Origin of the sequence: Gluconacetobacter diazotrophicus PA1 5, from assembly GCF_000021325.1 — a bacterium.
In the GTDB taxonomy this organism is placed as follows: Bacteria; Pseudomonadota; Alphaproteobacteria; order Acetobacterales; family Acetobacteraceae; genus Gluconacetobacter; species Gluconacetobacter diazotrophicus.
The window spans coordinates 3,168,002-3,191,571 of record NC_011365.1; the positions used below are offsets into that span (position 1 = coordinate 3,168,002).

General features: G+C 66.8%; 24 protein-coding genes and 1 other RNA gene. 16 read left to right on the plus strand and 9 right to left on the minus strand.

Features of this window, described 5'->3' with window-relative positions:
* Positions 1–46: 46 nt before the first annotated feature.
* Together ettA and GDIA_RS14510 are read left to right on the plus strand one after the other, a co-directional pair.
* Entirely contained in the window at positions 47–1,726 is a 1,680-nt protein-coding gene (ettA, locus tag GDIA_RS14505; protein WP_012554647.1) for an energy-dependent translational throttle protein EttA, read from the plus strand.
* Positions 1,727–1,889: 163 nt separating this feature from the next.
* Complete coding sequence (locus GDIA_RS14510; protein WP_012554648.1) at positions 1,890–2,450, plus strand: GNAT family N-acetyltransferase; 561 nt, start codon at positions 1,890–1,892, stop codon at positions 2,448–2,450.
* Positions 2,451–2,456: 6 nt separating this feature from the next.
* Here GDIA_RS14510 and cowN read toward each other — a convergent pair whose 3' ends face one another.
* The 3 genes from cowN to GDIA_RS14525 all read right to left on the minus strand — a co-directional run bounded on the left by cowN (position 2,457) and on the right by GDIA_RS14525 (position 4,159).
* Entirely contained in the window at positions 2,457–2,732 is a 276-nt protein-coding gene (gene cowN, locus GDIA_RS14515) for a N(2)-fixation sustaining protein CowN (protein WP_012554649.1), read from the minus strand.
* A gap of 93 nt (positions 2,733–2,825) precedes the next feature.
* A complete protein-coding gene (locus tag GDIA_RS14520; protein ID WP_012554650.1) occupies positions 2,826–3,500 on the minus strand; it encodes a Crp/Fnr family transcriptional regulator in 675 nt (224 codons plus the stop codon).
* A 74-nt stretch (positions 3,501–3,574) separates the two neighbouring features.
* Entirely contained in the window at positions 3,575–4,159 is a 585-nt protein-coding gene (locus GDIA_RS14525) for a YqgE/AlgH family protein (RefSeq protein WP_012554651.1), read from the minus strand.
* A gap of 141 nt (positions 4,160–4,300) precedes the next feature.
* Here GDIA_RS14525 and GDIA_RS14530 point away from each other — a divergent pair, with 141 nt between their 5' ends.
* The 4 genes from GDIA_RS14530 to GDIA_RS14545 all read left to right on the plus strand — a co-directional run bounded on the left by GDIA_RS14530 (position 4,301) and on the right by GDIA_RS14545 (position 7,024).
* Positions 4,301–5,059, plus strand: a complete 759-nt coding sequence (locus GDIA_RS14530) for an SDR family NAD(P)-dependent oxidoreductase (protein ID WP_012554652.1) — start codon at positions 4,301–4,303, stop codon at positions 5,057–5,059.
* A gap of 5 nt (positions 5,060–5,064) precedes the next feature.
* The gene (locus GDIA_RS14535) at positions 5,065–5,967 is read left to right on the plus strand and encodes a polyphosphate kinase 2 family protein (protein WP_012554653.1); all 903 of its coding nucleotides are present in this window, start codon (positions 5,065–5,067) and stop codon (positions 5,965–5,967) included.
* A complete protein-coding gene (locus GDIA_RS14540; RefSeq protein WP_012554654.1) occupies positions 5,964–6,452 on the plus strand; it encodes a DUF3465 domain-containing protein in 489 nt (162 codons plus the stop codon). The genes GDIA_RS14535 and GDIA_RS14540 overlap by 4 nt, the downstream gene beginning before the upstream one ends.
* Positions 6,453–6,733: 281 nt before the next feature.
* Positions 6,734–7,024: a hypothetical protein gene (locus tag GDIA_RS14545; RefSeq protein ID WP_041249541.1), complete on the plus strand. Its 291-nt coding sequence runs from the start codon at positions 6,734–6,736 to the stop codon at positions 7,022–7,024.
* A gap of 158 nt (positions 7,025–7,182) precedes the next feature.
* Here the strand turns inward: GDIA_RS14545 and GDIA_RS14550 are convergent, their stop codons facing one another.
* Positions 7,183–8,088, minus strand: a complete 906-nt coding sequence (locus tag GDIA_RS14550) for a LysR family transcriptional regulator (RefSeq protein WP_012228108.1) — start codon at positions 8,086–8,088, stop codon at positions 7,183–7,185.
* Positions 8,089–8,191: 103 nt separating this feature from the next.
* Here GDIA_RS14550 and GDIA_RS14555 point away from each other — a divergent pair, with 103 nt between their 5' ends.
* Entirely contained in the window at positions 8,192–9,085 is an 894-nt protein-coding gene (locus tag GDIA_RS14555; RefSeq protein WP_012554655.1) for an NAD-dependent epimerase/dehydratase family protein, read from the plus strand.
* Between the two features lie 108 nt (positions 9,086–9,193).
* On the opposite strand, the gene GDIA_RS14560 is transcribed toward GDIA_RS14555, so the two are convergent.
* The 4 genes from GDIA_RS14560 to clpS all read right to left on the minus strand — a co-directional run bounded on the left by GDIA_RS14560 (position 9,194) and on the right by clpS (position 13,708).
* Positions 9,194–10,054, minus strand: a complete 861-nt coding sequence (locus tag GDIA_RS14560; protein ID WP_244410124.1) for an alpha/beta fold hydrolase — start codon at positions 10,052–10,054, stop codon at positions 9,194–9,196.
* A complete protein-coding gene (locus GDIA_RS14565) occupies positions 10,051–10,479 on the minus strand; it encodes a DoxX family protein (RefSeq protein WP_012554657.1) in 429 nt (142 codons plus the stop codon). Before GDIA_RS14565 ends, GDIA_RS14560 begins: the two co-directional genes overlap by 4 nt.
* A 253-nt stretch (positions 10,480–10,732) precedes the next feature.
* The gene (clpA, locus tag GDIA_RS14570) at positions 10,733–13,069 is read right to left on the minus strand and encodes an ATP-dependent Clp protease ATP-binding subunit ClpA (protein ID WP_012554658.1); all 2,337 of its coding nucleotides are present in this window, start codon (positions 13,067–13,069) and stop codon (positions 10,733–10,735) included.
* A gap of 231 nt (positions 13,070–13,300) precedes the next feature.
* A complete protein-coding gene (gene clpS / locus GDIA_RS14575; protein WP_012554659.1) occupies positions 13,301–13,708 on the minus strand; it encodes an ATP-dependent Clp protease adapter ClpS in 408 nt (135 codons plus the stop codon).
* 321 nt (positions 13,709–14,029) lie between these two features.
* Here clpS and GDIA_RS14580 point away from each other — a divergent pair, with 321 nt between their 5' ends.
* The 3 genes from GDIA_RS14580 to ggt all read left to right on the plus strand — a co-directional run bounded on the left by GDIA_RS14580 (position 14,030) and on the right by ggt (position 18,106).
* Positions 14,030–15,142 (plus strand): D-alanyl-D-alanine carboxypeptidase family protein, encoded by a 1,113-nt coding sequence (locus GDIA_RS14580; protein WP_049762943.1) that lies wholly within the window; start codon positions 14,030–14,032, stop codon positions 15,140–15,142.
* A 233-nt stretch (positions 15,143–15,375) separates the two neighbouring features.
* Positions 15,376–16,167, plus strand: a complete 792-nt coding sequence (map, locus tag GDIA_RS14585) for a type I methionyl aminopeptidase (RefSeq protein ID WP_012228097.1) — start codon at positions 15,376–15,378, stop codon at positions 16,165–16,167.
* Between the two features lie 154 nt (positions 16,168–16,321).
* A complete protein-coding gene (gene ggt, locus GDIA_RS14590) occupies positions 16,322–18,106 on the plus strand; it encodes a gamma-glutamyltransferase (RefSeq protein WP_390614204.1) in 1,785 nt (594 codons plus the stop codon).
* 3 nt (positions 18,107–18,109) lie between these two features.
* On the opposite strand, the gene nudC is transcribed toward ggt, so the two are convergent.
* Positions 18,110–19,054: an NAD(+) diphosphatase gene (gene nudC / locus GDIA_RS14595; RefSeq protein WP_012554662.1), complete on the minus strand. Its 945-nt coding sequence runs from the start codon at positions 19,052–19,054 to the stop codon at positions 18,110–18,112.
* Positions 19,055–19,122: 68 nt separating this feature from the next.
* Here nudC and ffs point away from each other — a divergent pair.
* The 6 genes from ffs (at position 19,123) to folB (ending at position 23,549) form a co-directional block, all read left to right on the plus strand.
* Positions 19,123–19,219, plus strand: an RNA gene (gene ffs / locus GDIA_RS18120) — signal recognition particle sRNA small type.
* A 95-nt stretch (positions 19,220–19,314) separates the two neighbouring features.
* A complete protein-coding gene (locus GDIA_RS14600; RefSeq protein ID WP_012554663.1) occupies positions 19,315–21,378 on the plus strand; it encodes a DNA polymerase III subunit gamma/tau in 2,064 nt (687 codons plus the stop codon).
* Between the two features lie 13 nt (positions 21,379–21,391).
* On the plus strand, positions 21,392–21,715 hold the full coding sequence (locus tag GDIA_RS14605; RefSeq protein WP_012228088.1) for a YbaB/EbfC family nucleoid-associated protein: 324 nt from the start codon (positions 21,392–21,394) through the stop codon (positions 21,713–21,715).
* Between the two features lie 21 nt (positions 21,716–21,736).
* Positions 21,737–22,330: a recombination mediator RecR gene (gene recR / locus GDIA_RS14610; protein ID WP_012228086.1), complete on the plus strand. Its 594-nt coding sequence runs from the start codon at positions 21,737–21,739 to the stop codon at positions 22,328–22,330.
* Between the two features lie 14 nt (positions 22,331–22,344).
* Entirely contained in the window at positions 22,345–23,136 is a 792-nt protein-coding gene (locus GDIA_RS14615) for an SDR family oxidoreductase (RefSeq protein WP_012228079.1), read from the plus strand.
* 11 nt (positions 23,137–23,147) lie between these two features.
* Positions 23,148–23,549 carry a dihydroneopterin aldolase gene (gene folB / locus GDIA_RS14620; protein ID WP_012228076.1) on the plus strand — a complete coding sequence of 134 codons (402 nt, stop codon included), beginning with the start codon at positions 23,148–23,150 and terminating at the stop codon, positions 23,547–23,549.
* The last annotated feature ends 21 nt before the right edge of the window (positions 23,550–23,570 follow it).

Sequence of the window (23,570 nt, forward strand, 5' to 3'; positions counted from 1 at the left end):
GCCGGCGTTTTTCTACCTCTTTCTCTGGATACCGGGAGCCCTCGTCATGGCCGCCACGCAATATGTCTATGTGATGAAGGACCTGACCAAGGCGTATCCGGGCGGGCGCGAGGTCTTCAAGGGCATCACCCTGTCCTTCCTGCCGGGGGTCAAGATCGGGGTGCTGGGCGTCAACGGCGCCGGCAAATCCACCCTGCTGAAGATCATGGCCGGGATCGAGAAGGAATTCGGCGGCGAGGCCTGGGCCGCCGAGGGCGCCCGGATCGGCTATCTGGAGCAGGAGCCCAAGCTGGACGAATCGCTGACGGTCGGCGAGAACGTGGCGCTGGGCTTCGGCGCGCTGAAGACCGCCGTCGATCGCTTCAACGAAATCTCGATGCTGTTCGCCGAGCCGATGTCGGACGACGAAATGACCGCCCTGCTGGCCGAACAGGCCGAACTGCAGGAAAAGATCGATGCCGGCGACGGCTGGGAACTGGACCGCAAGATCGACATCGCGCTGGACGCGCTGCGCTGCCCGCCGGCCGAAAGCGCCGTGACCCGCCTGTCGGGCGGCGAGCGCCGGCGCGTGGCGCTGTGCCGCCTGCTGCTGGAAAAGCCCGACCTGCTGCTGCTGGACGAACCGACCAACCATCTGGACGCCGAAAGCGTGGCGTGGCTGGAACGCACGCTGCGCGACTACCAGGGCACGGTGATGGTCATCACCCATGACCGCTACTTCCTGGACAACGTCACCAACTGGATCCTGGAGCTGGAGCGCGGCCGGGGCTTCCCGTTCCAGGGCAATTATTCCTCGTGGCTGGAACAGAAGCGCAAGCGCCTGGCCCAGGAGGAAAAGGAAGAAAGCGCCCGCCAGCGGGCCCTGGCGGCCGAGCAGGAATGGATCGGGTCCAGCCCCAAGGCGCGCCAGGCCAAGAGCAAGTCGCGCATTGCGCGCTACGAGGAAATGCTGGCCCTGAACGCCGAGCGTGCCGGCGGCACCGCCGACATCGTCATCCCGCCGGGCCCCCGCCTGGGCGGCACGGTGATCGAAGCCGAGGACCTGCGCAAGGCGTTCGGCAACCGGCTGCTGATCGACGACCTCAGCTTCAAGCTGCCGCCGGGCGGCATCGTGGGGGTCATCGGGCCCAACGGCGCGGGCAAGTCCACCCTGTTCCGCATGATCGTGGGGCAGGAAGAGCCCGACGCGGGCTCGCTGAAGGTCGGGGAGACCGTCAAGCTGGGCTATGTGGACCAGTCGCGCGACAGCCTGGATGACGACAAGACGGTGTGGGAGGAAATTTCCGGCGGCACCGACGTCATCTATCTGGGCAAGCGCGCGGTGCCGTCGCGGGCCTATGTCGGCGCGTTCAACTTCAAGGGCGCGGACCAGCAGAAGAAGGTCGGCATCCTGTCGGGCGGCGAGCGCAACCGCGTGCACCTGGCCAAGATGCTGCGCCAGGAAAGCAACGTCATCCTGCTGGACGAACCGACCAACGACCTGGACGTGGACACGCTGCGCGCGCTGGAAGATGCGCTGGCGGAATTCGCCGGCTGCGCCGTGATCATCAGCCATGACCGCTGGTTCCTCGACCGCCTGGCGACGCATATCCTGGCCTTCGAGGGCGACAGCCACGTCGAATGGTTCGAGGGTAATTTCCAGGCCTATGAAGAGGACAAGCGACGCCGACTGGGCCCTGACGCGACCGAGCCGGGACGGATCAAATACCGCCCGCTCGCACGCTGAACGGTCCGGCCCGCCATGCGCGCCCCTGACGGCGCCGCCCCGGGTGGCCCACATGGCGCGGCCGCCGTCAGGGTCTGACGCGCCGCCGGTTTCGGCCCTGGCGCATCATCCGCGCCGCGGCCCCTGGGGGCAGCCGGCCGGGCGGACGGGGTGGGAGGCACGCATGCCGATTGCCGGCGGCCAGATCCGCACCCCCCGGCTGGTACTGGAACCGATTTCGTGGCGGGACATGGACGACATGGCCCGGCTGAAGGCCGATGCCGGCGCGTTCGGCATGATGCTGGGCGGAATCCGCAGCCGGCAGCAGGCCGAATCCGACATGGCCGACGACCTGGCCTGCTGGGCGCGGCGCGGCGTCGGGATCTTCGCGATTCGCGAGGACGGACGCTTCATCGGCATGACCGGCCTGCATGAACGCCCCGACGGGCGGGGCCTGGGCCTGCGCTTCGCCCTGTGGCCGTGGGCCGCCGGGCGCGGCCTGGCGCGCGAGGCCGCGTCGGCGGTGCTCAGCTTCGCCCATGATGCGGGGATCCGCCGCGTGATCGCGGTGACGCGCGACACCAACATCGCCTCGCGCACCATCCTGGGGGGGATCGGCATGACCGAATGCGGCAGCTTCGCCCGCGACGGCCATCTGATGCTGGTGTACGAAAGCGTGCGCGATACGGCCCGCGACCCGCTGCCGCCCCTGCCGCCGCGCCGCCCGGTCAGGCTGCCGGAATGATCCGCGCTACATGCACAGGACTTCGAGTTCCTCGAGCCTGGACAGCGTCCGCCCGTCATCCAGCTCTTCCAGAAGATCCTTCAGGGTGGGCAGGAAATTGTGCAGCACCCGCAGGTCGTCCAGCCCCTGCGCGTGCGCGATGACGCGCTGTCGGAGGAAATAATCCCAGAACGGGCTGGTGCTTCCGTCGAAATGGGGTTGCAGCAGGGCGAAGACTTCCGCCGTCCTGCGTTCCCATTCCACGTTCCGGAAGCTGACATATCGGTCGATCTGCTCGGTCATTTTCCACACTTGCCTTCATGAACCGGGGGCGGAGTGTGGAGCGATCCGCGCGTGCCGTCTGTCAGCCAGGCGACAGATCCGGTGTTTACCGCCTTACGCCAGCCGCGTTTCTTCTCCGCTGGCCCAGTTCTTCAGCAGCGCGACGTTGCCCAGGCGGAGGTACCCCCGCCGTTCGCGCGAAAACGCGCCCTCGCGGATCATCGCGTTGAATTCGGTCGAGACCGTCTGGCGGGTCGTTCCCAGCAGCGCGGCCATGTCCTCCATGCCCAGCGACAGCGGAACGACCTGGCCACCTTCGATGCCGATGCCGGCATGGGCCGCGCTGCGCAGGATATAGCGGGCGATCCGGCCCCTGGCATGATGGAAGGCCAAATCCTCCAGCAACGTGATGGTCTGGCCCAGGATTCGGGCCAGGCCATGGATCAGCGCATGCTGCAGCGCCGGATGATCGGCCGATATGCGCTCGATCGCGGACCGGCGGGCCATCAGCAGGTGCGTGACCTCGCTGGCTTCCATCTGCACCCGCGTATGGGTGCTGAACATGTCGCCGCGATGCAGGTAGGCCAGGCTTAGCTCCCGGTCGAAGGCCAGCAGAAAGGCCCGCAGCCGCCCCGTCCGGACGATGAATATGGAATCGGTATCCTCAAGGTTCGACAGGCGCTGGCCGCGCTGGAACGTCACCGCCCGAAAGGCAGCCTGCAACGTCCCGGCCTCCGGCCGTTCCAGAAGATCCAGGATGGATGGCGGTCCGTGGCTGTGCGCTGACATGATGCCGTTTCACCACGCAAACCTTGTGCCACGCCGCGCGCGATGGGGTCGGGACCTCTGCCGGAAGCAGCGTCTCAGGCGTGGCCGGCCAGGGCGCTCAGCCGGATCGGGTCGATATTGATCGCGGCCAGGGCCTGCCGCCATTTCGTCCGGTGATCCGATCCGAACAGGATATCGTCGCTGGCCGGGGCGGGCAGCCAGGCATTGCGGTGGATGATCTCGTCTTCCAGCTGGTCGTCCTGCCAGCTTGCATGGCCCAGCGCCAGCAGCGCGCGGCGGGGGCCGGCGCCGTCGGCGATGTCGCGCAGCACGTCCAGGCTGGCGGTCAGGGTGGTCTCGCCGTCGATGGACATGCTGCCCTCGCCCGTCCAGTCCGACGAATGCAGGACGAAGCCCCGGCCCCCGTCCACCGGCCCGCCGGCGCACAGGTCGATCCGTCGGCGCGGCGGCACGGGGTCGATCCCCAGTTGCCCCAGCACGTCGTCCAGTCCCGGCTGCGGCAGGCGCCGGTTCACGATCAGGCCCATCGCGCCCTGCCCGGGCACATGGGCGCACAGGAAGATGACGCTGCGCGCGAAGGGGGTATCGGCCAGGGCGGGGCTGGCCACCAGCAGGGACCCGGTCAGTGACGCGGCCGATGTGGGGGAAACGGGGAACATTCCGTCCATAGAAACAGAACCGACCGGCATTGCAACCATGATGCGCCGATTTGCGGCCCGCCCGAATTCGCGGCCGTCACATTTGCGACCCCTGGGCGAATGGCGCTTAATACGCAGCGAATGGAAAAGGAGGGGCCGGCGATGGCGATGACGGTACTGGTGACGGGGGCGACGGCGGGATTCGGCCGCGCGATCGCGGAACGATTGGTGCGTGACGGTTATCGCGTGATCGCGACCGGGCGACGCCAGGACCGCCTGGACGCGCTGGCGAAGGCGCTGGGGCCATCGCTGCTGCCCTTCCGCCTGGACATGAACGATGCCGACGCCCTGGCGGCCCTGCCGGGCAGCCTGCCCCCCGGCTGGCAGGAAATCGATATTCTGGTCAACAATGCCGGCCTGGCCCTGGGCCTGGACAAGGCGCAGGACGCCACGATCGCGGACTGGCAGCAGATGATCGCGACCAACGTGACGGGCCTGGTCGAAATCACCCGCGCCCTGCTGCCGGGGATGGTCGCGCGCAATCGCGGGCACGTCATCTCGCTGGGCAGCACGGCCGGGACCTATCCGTATCAGGGGGCCAATGTGTACGGCGCGTCCAAGGCGTTCGTGTCGCAGTTCATGCGCAACCTGCGCTGCGACCTGCTGGGGACGCGGGTACGGGTGACCAACCTGGAACCCGGCCTGTGCGGCGGCAGCGAATTCAGCACCGTGCGCCTGCGCGACGACGCCAAGGCCGCCGCCGTGTACCAGGGCACCCATCCCATCCTGCCCGAGGACATCGCCGAAACCGTATCCTGGGTGATGGGCCTGCCGGCGCATGTGAACATCAACCAGATCGAGCTGATGCCGACCTGCCAGGCCGCGGCGGGCCTGGCCGTGGTCAAGGGGCTGGAGGATTGACGCATATGGGGCAGACGCTGGACCTGGCCCGCCTGCTGGCGCGCTGCCGGGTCGAGGACGGAGCGCATTTCGACCTCGCCGCCCATCCGACCCGGATCGGGCGGATCGACGGCATCGGCAAGAAAGAAGGCGAGGAGATGCTGCGCAAGGGGGTGCAGCGCCTGGCGGAACTGCAGACCCTGCTGTACGCCAACGGGACATGGTCGCTGCTGCTGGTGTTCCAGGCGCTGGATGCCGGCGGCAAGGACGGCGTGATCAAGCATGTGATGTCCGGGGTGAACCCGCAGGGCGTCACCGTCACGTCCTTCAAGCAGCCCGGGCCGGTCGAGCTGGAGCACGACTATCTGTGGCGCGTGCATATGGCGGCACCCACCTGCGGCCGGATCGGCATCTTCAATCGCAGCCATTACGAGGAGGTCCTGGTCACGCGGGTCCACCCCGAGATCCTGGTCGGCCAGAAGATTCCCCCCGCCCTGCGCACCGACGCGATCTGGGAGGACCGGTACCGCGACATCCGGCATTTCGAGCAGTACCTGGCGAACCAGGGCACGGTGGTCCTGAAATTCTTCCTGAACCTGTCGAAGGAGGAACAGCGCAGGCGCTTCCTGAAGCGGATCGACGAGGACAGGAAGCACTGGAAATTCTCGCCGTCCGACGCGCGTGAGCGTACGCACTGGGACGCGTACCAGACGGCCTATCGCGAGGCGATCCGCCATACGGCGCAACCCCGCGCGCCGTGGATCGTGGTGCCGGCCGACCGCAAATGGATGACGCGGCTGCTGGTCATGGAAACGATCATCCACGCGCTGGAATCGCTGAAATTGACCATCCCCGAACCGGCACCCGAACTGGTGACCGATATGGAGACGGTCCGCCGCGAACTGGAAGCCGAGGCGCCGAAGACATGAACGGAAAACGGAACCGGCTGGCGATGACACCGTCCATACGGGCCGCATGCGCCCTGGCCACCCTGCTGGCCGCATCGGCCGCGGGCACGGCCCACGCGCAGCAGGCCATCGGCCCATCCTGCGACGACCGGCACTTCCTGGCGGTGCAGCAGGCGTTCGAGGGCGGGTCGCTGCGCGGCGACCAGCCGGTGCATGTCTGCGGCCGCGTCATCGCGGTCTCCCGCCAGCGGCACACGCGCAGCGGCTGGCATGGGTATTTCTACCTCGATGTCGGGGCAGGGGTGTCGATCCGCATCGTCTCGGACCTTGACCGCATGGCCGCCCCGCCCTGGCCCTGGGTGGCCAAGGGCGACACCGCCGACGTGGTCGGGCGCTACTACTACGACAACCCCCGCAGCCAGGGCATCGACTGGACCCACCACGGCACCGGCCGGAACTGGGGCATGCCGGGCTATGTCGTGGTCAATGGCGTGCGGTATCAGTGACGTCAGGCAAGGGCACTGCCCTTTGGAAACCCATTCGCTTTGGCCCCGGTCTCTGAAATATGCCCGGATAGCATGTATAAAAATCTGGATATCGGTTCCCTGCCACCGGGCTGCGGCATGAAGCAGGGGAAACCCTGCGTGACGCACTTCTTGCGCGCTGTACCGGTTCCGAAAAACAAGGTTTCCAGGGTCCGAATGGCCAACGTAAACTCTATCCATTCTGGACACTGAACTTTTCCTTGAGAATCAGGTTTGTCGGACAAGCCCTCACCGAAAAACCGATGGACGTCCTGGTTGAGTGTGGTTCAAAAGGATTTACGCGGGACTTCCAGCCTGTGCTTGTCCACCTTGGTCTGATATTTTCATCGGTCGGGGAGCATTCGGCAAAGCGCCTGTACCACATTTCTCACATAGCTGACATGGAGAGCGTGGAAACGGGCCAGAGTGGTGCTGAAATATTTGCTCAGCCCGGAATATCGGCCAGATGGCACGAGCATGCCTTGGCAGATGCCTTGGAGCAGCGCGCCAAATGGGGGGATATTGTTATCCCGGATGTAGACGATACTGCATAATGTCTTTTCTATATTCGCGGCGGTCTGCTGATTACCGAAGCAACGCCGATCGTCCTGACCGGCTACGGTTTCGAACGCGCGGCGGGTATTTATGACGACGCATGGATCCCGGCATGGTGTCGCATGGCTAGACCGATTATCCGTTTTACCGGGACACCTCACGCCGGGTTCAGAAACGCCCGTAGCTTCGGAATAACGAAATCCAGGAACACCCGCATGCGTTGCGGCATGCGTTGCGTGCCGGAATAAATGGCGTGGATGTCCTCCTCGTCATGGATTCCGGCCTGGGCCAGCACCTCCACCAGCCGACCGGCGGCGATATCCTCGCGGACATGATAATTTCCCAGTCGCGCCAGCCCCATCCCCGCGACCGCGAGGCGCCGGACGGTTTCGCCGTTATTGGCCAGCAGCGTGCCATGCACCATGCGATCGACGATGCGGCCGCCTTCCCTGAGCGGCCAGACGGGCGCCGCGCGACGGAAATTGAATCCGAGACAATTATGCCGCGCCAGGTCATCGACCGTGTCCGGCGTGCCATGCCGCGCAAGATAGGCGGGAGATGCGACGATCTTCCGACGCGCGCTGCCGATCCGCTGTGTGGTCAGTGTCGAATCCGCGAGTTTGCCGACGCGGAATGCGATGTCGGTGCGATCGAGAAAAAGATCGATGATCTCATCGGACAATGAGAGATCGACGATGACGTTGGGGCATGCCGACCAGAACGCCGGAAGCAGCGGTTCCAGCCCCAGGGTACCGAACGCGACCGACGCGCTGACCCGGACGATACCGCTCGTATGACGCATCCCCTGCGAGACGGTCTGTTCCATGTCATCCAGTTCGGCGAGCAGCGCCTGCCCGCGCTCGTAATAGAGCTGTCCCTCCGCGCTCAGCGACAGGCGGCGGGTCGAACGTTCGATAAGCCGAACGCCCAGCCGGGACTCAAGTCGTGCGATCAGTTTGGAAACGGTGGACGGCGTCATGAACAATTGCCGCGCGGCCTCGGAAAAGCTGCCGCACTCCACGACGCGAACGAAGACCTGCATTTCGCCTGTCCGGTTGTCCATGGCGCCTCGCCTGTGAAATTTTTTCATGAGTTTTGTGCACCGGCGTCGGATTATCAATCCCGATCCACATCATCATGTTCGTTCGGAGCAAGGAGTGGACGTCATGAAAATCTTCGTTACCGGCGCAAGCGGTTATATCGGCGGATCGGTCGGTGCTTCCCTGGCCCGGCGCGGGCATACATTGCGCGGCCTGATCCGCAACGCGGCGCGCGCCGATGAATTGCGCGCTTTCGGCATGGAGCCGGTCGTCGGCACGCTGGACGACAGCGTCCTTCTCATGGAGGAAGCGCGTAATGCCGATGCCGTCATCAATGCGGCGAGCAGCGATCATCGCGGCGCGGTCGAAGCGCTGTTGCTCGGGTTGGCCGGGTCGGAAAAGCCGTTCCTGCATACCAGCGGCAGCAGCCTCGTCGGTGACGAGGCGCTCGGCGAGCCATCGGATGCGATCTTCACCGAGGAGACGCCGGTCGATCCCGCACCGGACAAGATCGCCCGTATTGCGATCGACACGCTGATCCGCGACGCCGCACCGGGCGTGCGCACCGTCGTGCTGTGCAACACCATGATTTATGGCAATCATCTGGGCCCGGTGTCGCAAAGTGTGCAGATACCGCCGCTGGTCGCGCAGGCGAAGGAAAGCGGCATCGCCCGCCATATCGGTCGCGGTCTCAACCGCTGGTCCAACGTGCATATTGCCGACGTCGCGGAACTCTATGCTCTCGCATTGGAAAAAGCGCCAGCGGGCAGCTTCTATTTCGTCGAGAATGGCGAGGCGTCGTTCAAGGATATCACGGACGCCATCGGCAAGGCGCTCGATATCGGGGCCTCACAGGACTGGTCGCCACAGGACGCGATCGCCCGGTGGGGCCGGGAACTGGCGGTGTTCGGGCTCAGTTCCAACAGCCGGGTGCGGGCGGACAAGGCGCGCGCCGAGCTGGGCTGGGCACCCGTGCATCGATCGGTCACCGCGTGGATCGAAGAGGAGATGCAGCGATAAGGGCTGGAACCACGCATCCGTCGCGGCGGTCGGGCAGCCGCGGCGGACGTGTGGGACCGGCATCATCCTTCGGGCGGAAATGGCGCAGAATACGCCCCGTTTCAGTCTTCAGTGTTTCAGGAATTCCAGCAGATCGGCATTGAGCCGATCCCCATGCGTGACGACAAAACCATGGGGAGCGCCTTCATAGATCCTGAGCGTCGCCCCCTTGATCATGGCGGCGGCGACCCGTCCGGTGGACTCCAGCGGCACGATCTGGTCGTCATCGCCATGGATCACCAATGTCGGCACATCGATCGTGGCCATGTCCGGACGAAAATCCGTCTCCGAGAACGCCGTCACGCAATCGATCGTGCTCTTGACCGATGCCTGCAAGGCGATTTGCAGCGTCTGCGCCATGACGCCATCGGAGATTTTCCCGCCATGGTTCACGCCATAGAACGGCGTTGCGAAGTCCTTGATAAATTGCGCCCGGTCGGAAAGGAGACCCGCTCGAATACCATCGAATACCGCGCGATCGGGGCCGGACGGATTGTCTTCCGTCTTGATGAAGATCGGCGTCACGGCGCCGAGCAAGGCCAGTTTCGCGACACGATCGGTTCCATATCGGGCGATATAGCGCGTCACGTCTCCACCACCCATCGAGAAGCCGACGAGCGTGACATCCCGCAGGTCCAGATGCGTCATCAATTCGGCGATGTCGGCGGCGAAACGGTCATAATCATGACCGTCCCAGGGTTGGCTGGAGCGTCCGAAGCCCCGCCGATCGAACGCGATGGCGCGATAGCCGCGTTCCGCAAGGAACAGCATCTGCGTATCCCACATATCGGCACTGAGCGGCCAACCGTGGCTGAACAGCACGGGCTGCCCCTTGCCCCAGTCCTTGAAGTAGATTTCCGCACCGTCGGTCGTCGTGAAATGCGACATGATCATTATCCTTGGTAAATCCACGGAAGCGGGAACGGTCACGCGGCGGTCACGGCTTCGCGTCTGGACAGGCGCAGGGTGAAACGCCCGGGGCCGGCAGCGGCAAGGGCCAGGAGACCGCCGGCGATGCTGATATTCTTGTAGAAATGGATGGTCATGTCGTAGCGAAGCATTCCGTCCATCGTCCAGAAATGGTGCCCGATGAAAGCCGTCACGACAGTGTAGATCGCCAGCGCGATCGACAGCGGCGTCACCAGGATGCCTGCCACGAGCGCGACCCCGATTCCCAGTTCGGCGAGGATGGCGATAATGGCGGACACGCCCGGAAGCGGCGCGCCGGTCTGTGTCATATAGGCGACCGTGCCGGCATAATCCGAGAGCTTGCCCCATCCCATGACGAGGAACAGCAGGGAGAGCGCAAAGCGTGCGGCAAGCAGGGCAATGTCGCGGGACGGAAACTGGTTCATGATGTGAGATCCTTGTGCGTTCGTGGGTGGTCGGAGACGGCGAGGCCGAAGCACTGTTCACCGCCGTTGCACACACGTTATGACGCTACCGGGATCGTAAAAATAGAAACAATGGAAACTCATTGTTTCCTTTAATCAGTCATGCGGACGTGCCGCCGTTCTCCCTTTGAACAGCGGGGACGCTATGACGGGGCGGCCAATAAAAAAGGCCACGCGACATATGCCGCGTGGCCCGTTCTGTTTCGGAAAGAACTCAGTTCGCGGCTTCGGACTCCCGCTCGCTGCCTTCATCGCCTTCGGCCGGGGTTTCGGCGTTGGCTTCGATATATTCGAAATCCAGCGCCCCGTCCTTCAGCGTGATCTTGACCGCGCCACCCTTCACCAGGCGGCCGAACAGCAGTTCCTCGGCCAGCGGCTTCTTGATGTGTTCCTGGATGACGCGGCCCAGCGGGCGGGCGCCATACACGCGGTCGTAGCCGCGTTCGGCCAGCCATTCCTTCGCCGCCGACGAGATCTCGATCGTGACGTTGCGGTCGGCCAGTTGCGCTTCCAGCTGGAAGACGAACTTTTCGACCACGCGGCCGACGATCTCGGGCGTCAGGTTGGCGAACGGGATGACCGCGTCCAGACGGTTGCGGAATTCCGGGGTGAAGATGCGCTTGATCGCCTCCTCGTCCTCGCCGCTGCGAACGTCGCGGGCAAACCCGATGGCCTCCTTGCTGAGGTCGGCGGCGCCCGCGTTGGTCGTCATGATCAGGACGACATTGCGGAAATCCACCGTCTTGCCGTTGTGGTCGGTCAGGCGGCCATGATCCATGACCTGCAGCAGGACGTTATACAGGTCCTGGTGCGCCTTCTCGATCTCGTCCAGCAGCAGCACGGCGTGCGGATGCTGGTCGATCGCGTCGGTCAGCAATCCGCCCTGGTCGAAGCCGACATAGCCCGGCGGGGCGCCGATCAGGCGCGAGATCGAATGACGCTCCATATATTCGGACATGTCGAAGCGGATCAGCTCGATGCCCAGCGTCTTGGCCAGTTGCTTGGCGACCTCGGTCTTGCCCACGCCCGTCGGGCCCGAGAAGAGGTAGTTGCCGATCGGCTTTTCCGGGTCGCGCAGCCCGGCCCGCGACAGCTTGATCGCCGCCGTCAGGGCCTCGATCGCGCGATCCTGGCCATAGACCATGCCCTTCAGGTCGCGCTCCAGCGTGCGCAGTGTCTCCTTGTCGTCGGACGACACGCTCTTGGGCGGGATGCGGGCGATCTTCGCCACGATATCCTCGACATCCTTCAGGGTCACGGTCTTGCGGCGGCGGTTCTCGGGCACCAGCATCCGCGAGGCGCCGACCTCGTCGATCACGTCGATCGCCTTGTCCGGCAGCTTGCGGTCATGGATGTATTTCGCCGCCAGTTCCACCGCGCCGCGAATGGCTTCCTCGGTGTAGCGGACCTTGTGGTGCTTTTCGTAGTTGCCCTTCAGGCCGCGCAGGATCTTGACCGCGTCCTCCAGCGTCGGCTCGGCCACGTCGATCTTCTGGAACCGGCGCACCAGCGCGCGGTCCTTCTCGAAATGCTGGCGGTATTCCTTGTAGGTCGTGGACCCGATGCAGCGCAGCGTTCCCGCCGCCAGCGCCGGCTTCAGCAGGTTGGACGCATCCATCGCCCCGCCCGAGGTCGCGCCCGCGCCGATCACGGTATGGATCTCGTCGATGAACAGGATGCTGCCAGGATTGTTGTCCAGTTCGGTGACGACGGCCTTCAGCCGTTCCTCGAAATCACCGCGATAGCGGGTTCCGGCCAGCAGGGCGCCCATGTCCAGCGAATAGATCGTGGATTTCAGCAGCACCTCGGGCACGTCGCCCTCGACGATGCGCTTGGCCAGGCCTTCGGCAATGGCGGTCTTGCCCACGCCCGGGTCACCCACGTAAAGCGGATTGTTCTTCGTGCGCCGGCACAGGATCTGGATCGTGCGCTCGATTTCCGGGTCGCGACCGATCAGCGGGTCGATCTTCCCGTCCTCGGCCTTGCGGTTCAGGTTGGTGCAATAGGCGGTCAGCGCGTCCTGGTTCTTCTGGCTGCCCTTGCCGCCGCGCTCCTCGCGTTCGGACTCGGAACCGTCCTGCGCGCTGCCGGTGATCGGGCGGCGCGTGGACCGGTCGGGGGCCTTGGCGATCCCGTGCGAGATGAAATTGACGGCGTCCAGACGGGTCATGTCCTGCAACTGCAGGAAATAGACGGCATGGCTCTCACGCTCGGCGAACAGGGCGACCAGCACGTTCGATCCCGTGACCTCGTCCCGCCCGGTGGACTGGACATGGATCGCGGCACGCTGGATCACGCGCTGGAACGCGGCCGTGGGCTTGGGATCGACGGTCCGGTCGGACGCCAGGCCGGCCAGGTCCTTGTCGAGGAATTCGGTCAGGTCCGACCGCAGCTTGTCCAGATCGACACCGCAGGCGCGGAAAACGGTGACGGCGTCGCTGTCGTCGACCAGGGCCAGCAGCAGGTGTTCCAGTGTCGCATATTCGTGGCGACGCTCGCCCGCCAGGGTAAGGGCACGGTGAAGCGTCTGTTCGAGATTGCGTGACAACATGCCATGACGCTCCTTTTCCAGGGTCGGGCCTTTTCCAGGGTCGGTCCAGGGCCCGGAGGCGGTAGTCGGCTAATCAGGACTATATTTGGTGTGTTTTCGTCGGAATGCCAGTGGAAAGATCGACGGACAGATCAACAAATTCCGGGCGCGTTTCGCGAAGGCGGCACGGCAGGGGCGCGCGGAGACGCGTGGCCCCATGGACCGTCCGCCGCCGCGTCGTTCCGTCCCCGTCTAGTCCTTTTCGATGGTGCATTGCAGCGGGTGCTGGTTCTGCCGTGCGAGGTCCATGACCTGGGTCACTTTCGTCTCCGCGACCTCGTAGGTGAACACGCCGCAGACGCCCACGCCCCGCTTGTGGACATGCAGCATGATGTCGGTCGCCTCGTCCCGCGACTTCTGGAAGAAGCGTTCCAGCACGTGCACGACGAATTCCATCGGCGTGTAGTCGTCGTTCAGCATCAGGACCTTGTACATCGCGGGCTTGCGCGTCTGCGGCCGGGTTCTGACGACCACGCCGATGGTGGGCGAATCCGGATTGTCGGATTGTCCGTCCTGGTTGCCGCCCTCGCGTCGCGTCGGGGAATTGCCGCCATGGGCCCGCGTGTGCCCGCGTGGCCATGCGTCGCGGGGGGCGGTCATCGAATGCCGGACGGGAGGAAATGAAGCAGCCATGGTCTTACCATATTGGATGGGCGTGGCGGGTTGAAAGAGCGCGGAGAGGGAAATTAAGCATGTTTTGCGGCGGAACGATGATCAAATCGGCTGTCGCGTGCGCATCCATGACCGCACCGGGGTGCATGGATGAATGACATGGCCACGAAAAAGCTGCATTTTCTTCCGGTTATCGTTCTTTGCTCTGGACGGGTTCCGGAAAATGACCATAAAGTCGCCGAATATGATGCGGATCCTGTGACGGGGGAACGGGCGTTGGCCGACGGCTCATGGACGGACAGGCGGGGGATGGACGCCGGGCGGGGATGGTTCGCCCGACTGCGTCATGTCGCGGCATCGGGGCGCGGGAAGGTGCTGCGCCTGTCCTTCGGCCTGTCGGTGGGGTGCGCCGCCGTCATGGCGGGCTTCGTGCCCCGGGCCCATGCCCAGTATGTCGGCCAGATCAGCTCGATCGTCATGGACGCCCGCACCGGGGCGATCCTGTCGCAATCCAATCCCGACCTGCAGCGGTTTCCCGCCAGCCTGACCAAACTTATGACGCTGTACCTGGCGTTCAAGGCCCTGCATGCCGGCCAGATCACGCTGGACCAGTCGGTGCCCGTGTCGGCCCATTCCGCATCGATGGAACCGTCGAAGCTGGGCCTGATGCCGGGCAGCTACCTGACGGTCGAACAGGCGGTGCTGGGGCTGGTGACCAAGTCGGCCAACGACGCGGCCTGCGCCCTGGGCGAACTGATGGGCGGCGGGGATGAGGGCCGGTTCGCCGACCTGATGACCCGTCAGGCCCGGGCGCTGGGGATGACCAGGACCACCTTCCGCAACGCGTCCGGCCTGCCGAATGACGAGCAGGTGACATCGGCGCGCGACCTGGCGCTGCTGACGCGGCAGATCATCACCGAATTCCCGGATTATTATCATTATTTCTCGGTCCCGGCCTTCTATTTCCACGGGCGGCAGGTGCCCAACCACGACCCGATGCTGCGGATCTATCCGGGGGCGGACGGGCTGAAGACCGGATACACGACCGATGCCGGCCGCAACCTGGTCACGTCCGCGATTCGCGAGAACGTGCGCCTGATCGGCGTGGTGCTGGGCGCGCGGACCAACCCGCAGCGCAGCGCCGTCATGGCCAGCATCCTGGATGACGGGTTCCGCCAGGAAGGGGTGGCGGACGTGCGCCGTCCGCTGGTGCTGGCGCGCGGGCATCGCGGCCGGGCGGCGATCATGCTGGCCGCGGCCGCGCGGGCGGCCAATGCGGGCCCCGAACAGGTGGCCGAAGCGCCCGTGGCCCCCCGCCGCCATGGCGTGGCGCGACATGCGCACGCCCGTGTTCCGGCGCATGTCCATATGGTCGCGGCCGGTCATGTCGCGCACCGCCGCCGTGGACACAACCAGGGCTGAGGCTGTTTCAAAAACCCTGCTGCCGGCGATCCGACGCGCGTTTCCTGTGCTCCGATGCTCACGGCCCGTAAGGCCGCTCTCGCCCGGCATCAGGGCCTTTGAAACAGCCTCGGGCAGGCTCGGTTGACAGGATCATTGGACCATCGCCCTTGCCTTGACGGAGCGCGCCGCGCATTTATCCCCCCTGGTGATGCCGTTCTGCGGCTGGACTGGGAGAGCGAGGGGGCATCGACATGGACGGTGACACGGACGCACGGCGCGTCATTCTGCATACGGCCGAGGATTTCGCCGGGATGCGTGCGGCAGGACAGTTGGCGGCGCGCACCCTGGACATGATCGCGCCGCATGTCCGCGCCGGGGTCACGACCGAGGCGCTGGACAAGCTGATCCACGATTTCATGCTCGATCACGGGGCGACGCCCGCCACGCTGGGCTATCGCGGCTATCCGAAATCGAGCTGCATCTCGCTCAACCACGTCGTCTGTCACGGCATCCCGGGCGAGCGCCAGTTGCAGGACGGCGATATCCTGAACATCGACGTGACCGTGATCCTGGACGGCTGGTTCGGCGATACCAGCCGCATGTATACGGTGGGTCCGGTCTCGCGGAAGGCCGAGAAGCTGATCGATGCGACCTACAAGGCGCTGATGCTGGGGATCGGCCAGGTGGCGCCGGGCAAGACGCTGGGCGATATCGGGCACGCTATCCAGACCTATGCCGAATCGCACCGGTTTTCGGTGGTTCGCGATTTCTGCGGCCACGGCATCGGCCGCACCTTCCACGCCGCGCCGAACGTGCTGCATTACGGCCGCCCCGGGCAGGGGCTGGTGCTGCGCCCGGGCATGTTCTTCACCATCGAGCCGATGCTCAATGGCGGCCGGCCGGACGTGAAGGTGCTGGATGACGGCTGGACAGCCGTGACGCGCGACCGCTCGCTCTCGGCCCAGTTCGAACACATGCTGGGCGTGACCGAGGACGGGTGCGAAGTCTTCACCCACTCGCCCGCGGGCATGGAGCGTCCGTAAAAACGCGCCGAAGGCGATCCGGCGTTGCCAATCCGATGCGGGCTGCGGAAGATAGGTCTCCAAAGCCCCCATTGAAGGATTGATAATGCGGTATTTCCCTGTGCGACGGCGCTGTGCGGCGATCATGCTGGCGGGTTCGATGCTGGCGGGTTCGATGCTGGCGGGCATGGCGACGCCCGGCATGGCCGCGCCGGCCGGATCGGCACCGGCGGTGCAGGGGCCGGCGGTGCAGGGGCCGGCGGTGCAGGGGGATGTGCTGACCTTCGGTGGCGAGGGGACCATGCAGGCGCCGCTGCCGCCGGCGGCGGGCGCGCACGGCATGGTGGTGTCGGCGCAGCACCTGGCCTCCGAAGTCGGGGCCCGCATCCTGGCCCAGGGCGGCAACGCGGCGGATGCGGCGGTCGCGGTGGCCTATGCGCTGGCCGTCGTCTATCCGGCGGCCGGCAATATCGGCGGCGGGGGCTTCATGACGCTGCGGACGCCCGACGGACATGCCGTGTTCATCGATTTCCGCGAACACGCGCCGCAGGCCGCGACCGCCACCATGTTCCAGGATGCCAAGGGCGCGGTCATTCCCAACCTGTCGATCGTGGGATGGAAGGCCGTGGGCGTTCCCGGCACCGTGGCGGGCATGGACCTGGTCCTGCGGCGCTGGGGGCACCTGACGCGGCAGCAGGTCATGGCCCCGGCGATCGCCCTGGCACGGGACGGCTTCGTGCTGGCGGAGGGGGACGTGCAGTTGCTGGACACCTCGACCGCCGATTTCGCGCGCGACCCCCAGGCCCGCAAAATCTTCCTGCGTCCCGACGGCACGCCGCTCCAGGTCGGGGACCGGCTGGTGCAGGCGGACCTGGCAAAAAGCCTGGCCCTGATCGCGCGTGACGGTGCCGCGGCGTTCTATCGCGGCCCCATCGCCGCGCAGATCGCGCAGGCCAGCCAGGCGGGGGGCGGTATCCTGCGGGCCGACGACCTGCGCCGCTACGCGCCGCGCGTCATGGCGCCGCTGACCTGTTCGTATCGCGGCTATCGCATCGATACCGCCCCGCCGCCCAGCGGCGGCGGCGTGGCGCTGTGCGAGATGCTGAACATCCTGTCCGGGTACGACATGCACGCGCTGGGGCTGCACACCGCCCCGGCGGTCCAGCGCGAGGTCGAGGCGATGCGCCACGCCTATGCCGACCGGCAGGACCTGGGCGATCCGGCCTTCGTGCGGAATCCGGTGCAGCATCTGGTCGATCCGTCCTATGCGCGGCAGGTGCGCGACGCGATCCCGACCGACCGGGCCGTGCCCTCGGCCGACCTGCGCCCGGGCGAGGCCCAGCCGGAAAAGCACGAGACGACCCAGTTCTCGGTCATCGACGGCAAGGGGCTGGCGGTGTCCGTCACCTATACGCTGAACGGCTGGTTCGGCGCCAAGGTCATGGGCGGGAACACCGGCATCTTCATGAATGACGAAATGGACGATTTCTCGTCCCGGCCGGGCGTTCCCAACATGTTTGGCATCGTCGGCAGCGCCGCCAACGCCGTCGCGCCGGGCAAGACGCCGCTGTCGTCGATGTCGCCCACCATCCTGTCGCGCGACGGCAAGGCGGTGATGGTCATCGGCAGCCCCGGTGGGTCGCGGATTCCGACCATCGTGCTGTCGGTGATCCTGGGCGTGGTCGATTACGGGCTGGACATCCAGCAGGCGGTCGACCTGCCGCGCATCCACGAACAATGGCAGCCCGAACCGGTCGAGGTCGAGAAGGGCGCGCTGTCGGACGCGGTGGCCGCGACCCTGACGCAGGAAGGCTACAAGATCGCGCCCCATGCCCCCTGGGGCGTCGCCGAGGGCATCCTGGTCGGCGGCCCGCGCCTGGGCGCGGCCGCGACGGGCGGGGCGCGCTATTATGGCGGGTTCGACCGGCGCCATGCCGGGGGTGCGGCCGTCGGGGAGTAGGCCCTATTCCAGCCAGTCGTCGATCATCCGCCGGGCGATGGTCGTCGGCCCGGGCAGGGTGAAACCCAGTGCGGCATGGTTGCGCACATCGTCGCGGGTCAGCCACCGGGCTTCCACGATTTCCTCAGGGTCCAGACGCAGCGCATCGGTGTGGGCGATGGCGGTGAAGGCCAGCATCAGGGTTCCCGGATACGGCCAGGGCTGGGCCGAATGATAGCGGATGGTGTCCACCGGGAGTCCGACTTCCTCCATGACCTCGCGGGCCACGGCTTCCTCGGGCGTCTCGCCCGGTTCGACGAAGCCCGCCAGCGCCGACAGGGTGCGGCTTTCGGTGCCGAAGCGGGTGCCGCGCGCCAGCAGCACCCGGTCCTGCCGCTGGACCAGCATGATCACCACCGGGTCGGTGCGCGGAAAATGCAGGTGCGTGGGCTCGGCGGTGCAGGCAAGCCGGTGCCCGGCCTGGTCCGGCCGGTTCGGCGCGCCGCAGGTGCCGCAGAACCGGCTGTGCGCGCGCCAGTGCACCATGCCGCGCGCCTGGGCCAGGATCGCGGCCTCGTCCGGCGGCAGCAGGCCGGCGAGGGGGCGCAGTTCGCGGAACGTGCCGCGTGCGTGGGGAAACACCAGTTCCGGCTGGTCCAGCAGGCTCAGATCCACGACGAACAGCGGGCGTCCGTCCAGATAGCCGAGGAAGACCCAGTTCGACCGGTCCAGGATCTCCGGCGTCAGCAGCGCCGAGCGCCGCGCCGGCAGTTCGATCCGCGCCGAATCGTCCCCATCCTGCACGATCAGGTGCCGGCCGTGCCAGCACGGGACCAGCAGCGTGTCCCCGCAAGCCAGATACGATGCGATGCGGGCGGCGTCGGCGCGATCCTGCGCGGCGCGGTCCACCGGGCTGCCGGAATAGAAATTCCCACCGTTCCGGCCGGGCCTGTAAGGGGTCATCGTCATCGCCGGACTCCCAATCTCGTTTCTACCCTCTTGTGCCCGACACCCGGTTGCGTGTTAAGAAGGCGCCGGGAGATCGGCGATGGACGAGCGCCTTGCCAACCCGGTCAGGTCCGGAAGGAAGCAGCCGCAGTGAGTTTCGCCCGGGTTATCTGTCCGGTCTCCCACCCCGGGACTTTCCTGTTCGATCGCGCCGCCCGGGGACCTTCCACCAGGGGCCCCTCCATCGGGGGAATGGCGCCGTTCCCAGCCCGGAAGCCGTGATGACCGTGTCTTCGGACCAGGACCAATCCGAGGATTCGGGTCTGCCCGTGCCGCCCGATGACGGGCCCGGCCTGTTCGGCGACTCGCCTTCTCCCGCTGCGCCGCCGCCCGCCCCCCTCGTAGCCCCGGTGGCCGCTTCTGGGGGCGCTTCTGGGGCCGCGAAACCGTATCGCGTGCTGGCGCGCAAATACCGCCCGACGACCCTGGACGACCTGATCGGCCAGGATTCGACCGTCCGCATCCTGCGCAACGCCTTCGCGCTGGGCCGGGTGGCGCATGCCTTCATGCTGACCGGCGTGCGCGGGGTGGGCAAGACGACGACGGCGCGCATCATCGCCCGGGCGCTGAACTGCGTCGGGCCGGACGGCACCGGCGGCCCCACCGCCGACCCGTGCGGGGTGTGCGCCAACTGCGTCGCGATCCTGGCAGACCGCCACCCGGACGTGCTGGAAATGGACGCGGCCTCGCGCACCGGCGTGGACGACGTGCGCGAAATCATCGAGGCCACGCGCTTCCGCCCGATGCAGGGGCGCATGAAGGTCTTCATCATCGACGAGGTCCACATGCTGTCGCGCAACGCGTTCAACGCGTTGCTCAAGACGCTGGAGGAACCGCCGGCCCAGGTGACGTTCGTCTTCGCCACCACGGAACTGCGCAAGGTGCCGGTGACGGTGCTGTCGCGCTGCCAGCGATTCGACCTGCGCCGGGTGCCGCAATCCGACCTGGCCGCCCATTTCGGGCGCATCGCCCGGGCCGAGGGCGCGGAATGCACGCCCGACGCGCTGGCGCTGATCGCCCGGGCGGCGGACGGATCGGTGCGCGACGGGCTGTCGCTGCTGGACCAGGCGATCGCCCAAGGCAGCGTCGAGGGGGATGGCGCGGCGCCGATCGGCGCGGAACGCGTGGCCGACATGCTGGGCCTGGCGGACCGCGGGCGGGTATTCGACCTGCTGGAAGCCGTGCTGGCCGGCCAGCCGGACCGCGCGCTGGCCATCACCGACGAGGCCCACGCGCGCGGCGCCGACCTGGGCGTCATGCTGGGGGACGTGCTGGAACTGGTCCATACCGTGTCGCGGCTGAAGGCGGTGCCGGCGCTGCGCCAGTCGGCCGACCTGCCGGAAGCCGAGCGCGAGCGTGGCGGCGCCCTGGCCGACCGGCTGTCGGTGCCGGTGCTGGGGCGGACGTGGCAGATGCTGCTGAAGGGCCTGTCGGAGGTCGAAATGGCCCCCGACCGGCGCGAGGCCGCCGAGATGATCCTGATCCGCCTGTGCTACGTGGCCGACCTGCCGCCGCCGGGCGACCTGGTGCGGCGCCTGACGGAGGGCGGGGAAACCGGGGGCAGCGGATCGGGCGCGCTGTCCGGTGGCCCCGCGCAGGGAACGTCGCAGGGCACTTCGGCATCGGGCCTTTCCGTTCCGGGCCGCCCGGTATCCGGAAACCCGGTCTCCGGCGGGCAGGTCATGGCCCATGGCGGCTTGCGGATGGTCGCCAATGGCGGCGTGCGGATCGCCGACCCGGTGGCCGAGCCGGCGCCTGAACCGGTGCCCGTCGAACCCGCGCCCGAACCGGAGCCGGACGCGGCGGCGCTGACGACGTGGCGCGAGGTCGTGGCCTTCGTGTCCGGGCGCGATGCCATGCTGCACGGCCATCTGCGCCATTCCACCCACCTGGTGGAATTCGCCCCCCCGCGGATCGCGATCCGGGTGGACCGCGCCGGCCTGCCGGGCCTGACGCGGCGGCTGGAAACCCTGCTGCGGCGCGAGACCGGCCAGGCGTGGGAGGTCCGCGCCTCGACCGAGGCCGGGCAGCCGACCCTGGCGGAACAGGGTGCCGAGATCATCCAGTTCCATCGCGCGGCGGCCGAGGCCCATCCCCTGGTGCGGGCGATTTTCGCGCGCTTTCCGGATGCGATTCTGGGGGCCGTGACCGATCATTCGCTTGACGATTACGGTCTTCCGCCCGAAGAGGCGGCATCCGTCGTACTGGCGCCGGATCTGGAATTCGCGCCCCTCGATGCCGAACTGGTGGATGAGGACGATTTGGACGTGAACGACGACAGGTGAGGAGACGACACCGATGAAGAATCTTGCCGGGCTGATGAAACAGGCCACCCAGATGCAGGCGCGCATGGAAGAAATGCAGTCCAAGCTGGAAGGCATGACGATCGAAGGCAGCGCCGGGGCTGGCATGGTGCATGTCACCCTGAACGGCAAGGGCGACATGAAGGCCGTGAAGATCGACCCCAAGCTGGCCGATCCGGCCGAGATGGAAATGCTGCAGGACCTGATCGTCGCGGCGTGCGCCGACGCGCGCAAGCTGCTGGACGAACGCGCGTCCGAGGAAATGAAGAAGGTCACGGGCGGCATGAACCTGCCGGCGGGTCTCAAATTCCCGTTCTGAATCGAACTGGAGGCTGACCGGATGGGCGGCACGGACATCGAACGGCTGATCGCGCTGCTGGCGCGCCTGCCGGGCCTGGGTCCGCGTTCGGCCCGCCGTGCGGCGCTGGCGCTGCTGCGCCAGCCCCAGGCGCGGATGCTGCCGCTGGCCCAGGCGATGGAGCAGGCGGCGCGGTCGGTGCGCACCTGTTCGTCCTGCGGCAACCTGGATACGCATGATCCCTGCACCATCTGCGCCGATCCCGGCCGCGATCGCGGCCTGGTCTGCGTGGTCGAGACGGTGGGGGATCTGTGGGCGCTGGAACGCGCCGGCGTGCATCGCGGCGTCTATCAGGTGCTGGGCGGCACGCTCTCGGCCCTGGCGGGCATGGGGCCGGATGATCTGAACGTGGCGTCGCTGCTGGCGCGGATCGAACAGGGCGGGGTGCGCGAAATCATCCTGGCGCTGGGCGCCACGGTCGATGGCGCCACCACGGCGCACTGGCTGCAGGACCGGCTGGCCGCCTTCGACGTGCCGGTCAGCCGGGTCGGGCAGGGGGTGCCGATGGGCGGCGCGCTGGACGTGCTGGACGACGGCACGCTGGCCGCAGCCCTCATGGCGAGACGACCTGCTTAAAAATCTGGGGGTGAATGACGATGTGGCCGATTCCCGCTGCGATTCCGCGCGTTGCCTTCGTCACCGGGGGCGCGGTTCGTCTGGGGCGGGCCATGGCCCTGGCGCTGGCCGATGCCGGGTTTTCGGTCGCCATCCATTACCGCTCCGGCCCGGACGAGGCGCGCCGCACCGTGGAGGAGATTTCGGCCCGGCGGCAGCGCGCCTGCATGCTGGCGGCCGACCTGGCGGACGAATCCCAGGTGATGTCGCTTCTGGCGCGGGTGCGCGACGAACTGGGGCCGGTCGGCGTGCTGGTGAACAATGCCAGCACGTTCGAGCGTGACGAATGGAACGATGCGACCCGCGCGGGGTGGGACGCGCATCTGGAGCCCAACCTGCGCGCGCCCTTCGTGCTGATGCAGGATTTCGCCCGCCACCTGCCCCAGGGCGCCGAAGGCATGGTGCTGAACATGCTGGACGAGCGCGTCTGGTCTCTGACGCCGCATTTCGTCAGCTACACCGTGTCGAAATCCGCGTTATGGACGTTGACGCGCAGCATGGCGCTGGCCCTGGCGCCGCGGCGCATCCGGGTGAACGCCATCGGCCCCGGCCCGGCGCTGCCCAGCCCGCGCCAGACGCAGGCGCAGTTCGCGCGGCAATGCGCCTCGGTGCCGCTGGGCCATGGGACGAATCCCGAGGAGGTCGCCCGCGCCGCCCTGTCGCTGCTGTGCCTGCCGTCGGTGACGGGGCAGATGCTGGCGCTCGATGGCGGGCAGCACATGCAATGGTCGCCGGCCCCGCCCGCCGGCCAGATCCTGGAAGAATAGAGGCCGACCCGATGTCCATTTTCGCCGCCTGGCCGGAACAGCCGCCGCTGCGCCGCGTGTTCCTCAAGGACATGGTGCTGCATGCCAATATCGGCATCTATCCGCACGAACAGGGCGTGACCCAGCGCATACGGGTCAATATCTCGTTCGGCGTGGAGGACGAACCGGGCCTGACCGTCGGCCGGGACGATCTGAGCCGCACCGTGTCCTATGAGCGAATCGTGCTGATGGTGCGCCGGATCATCGCCGAGGGCCACGTGCGCCTGGTCGAGACCCTGGCCGAACGGATCGCCATCGGCGTCCTGACCGACGATCGCGTGATCGTCGTGCGGGTGCGGGTCGAAAAACTGGATATCTTCGACGACCTGGACGCCGTGGGCGTGGAAATAGAACGCCGCCGCCCGGCGGCGTAAGCCATTAAAGAAGAGTCAGCC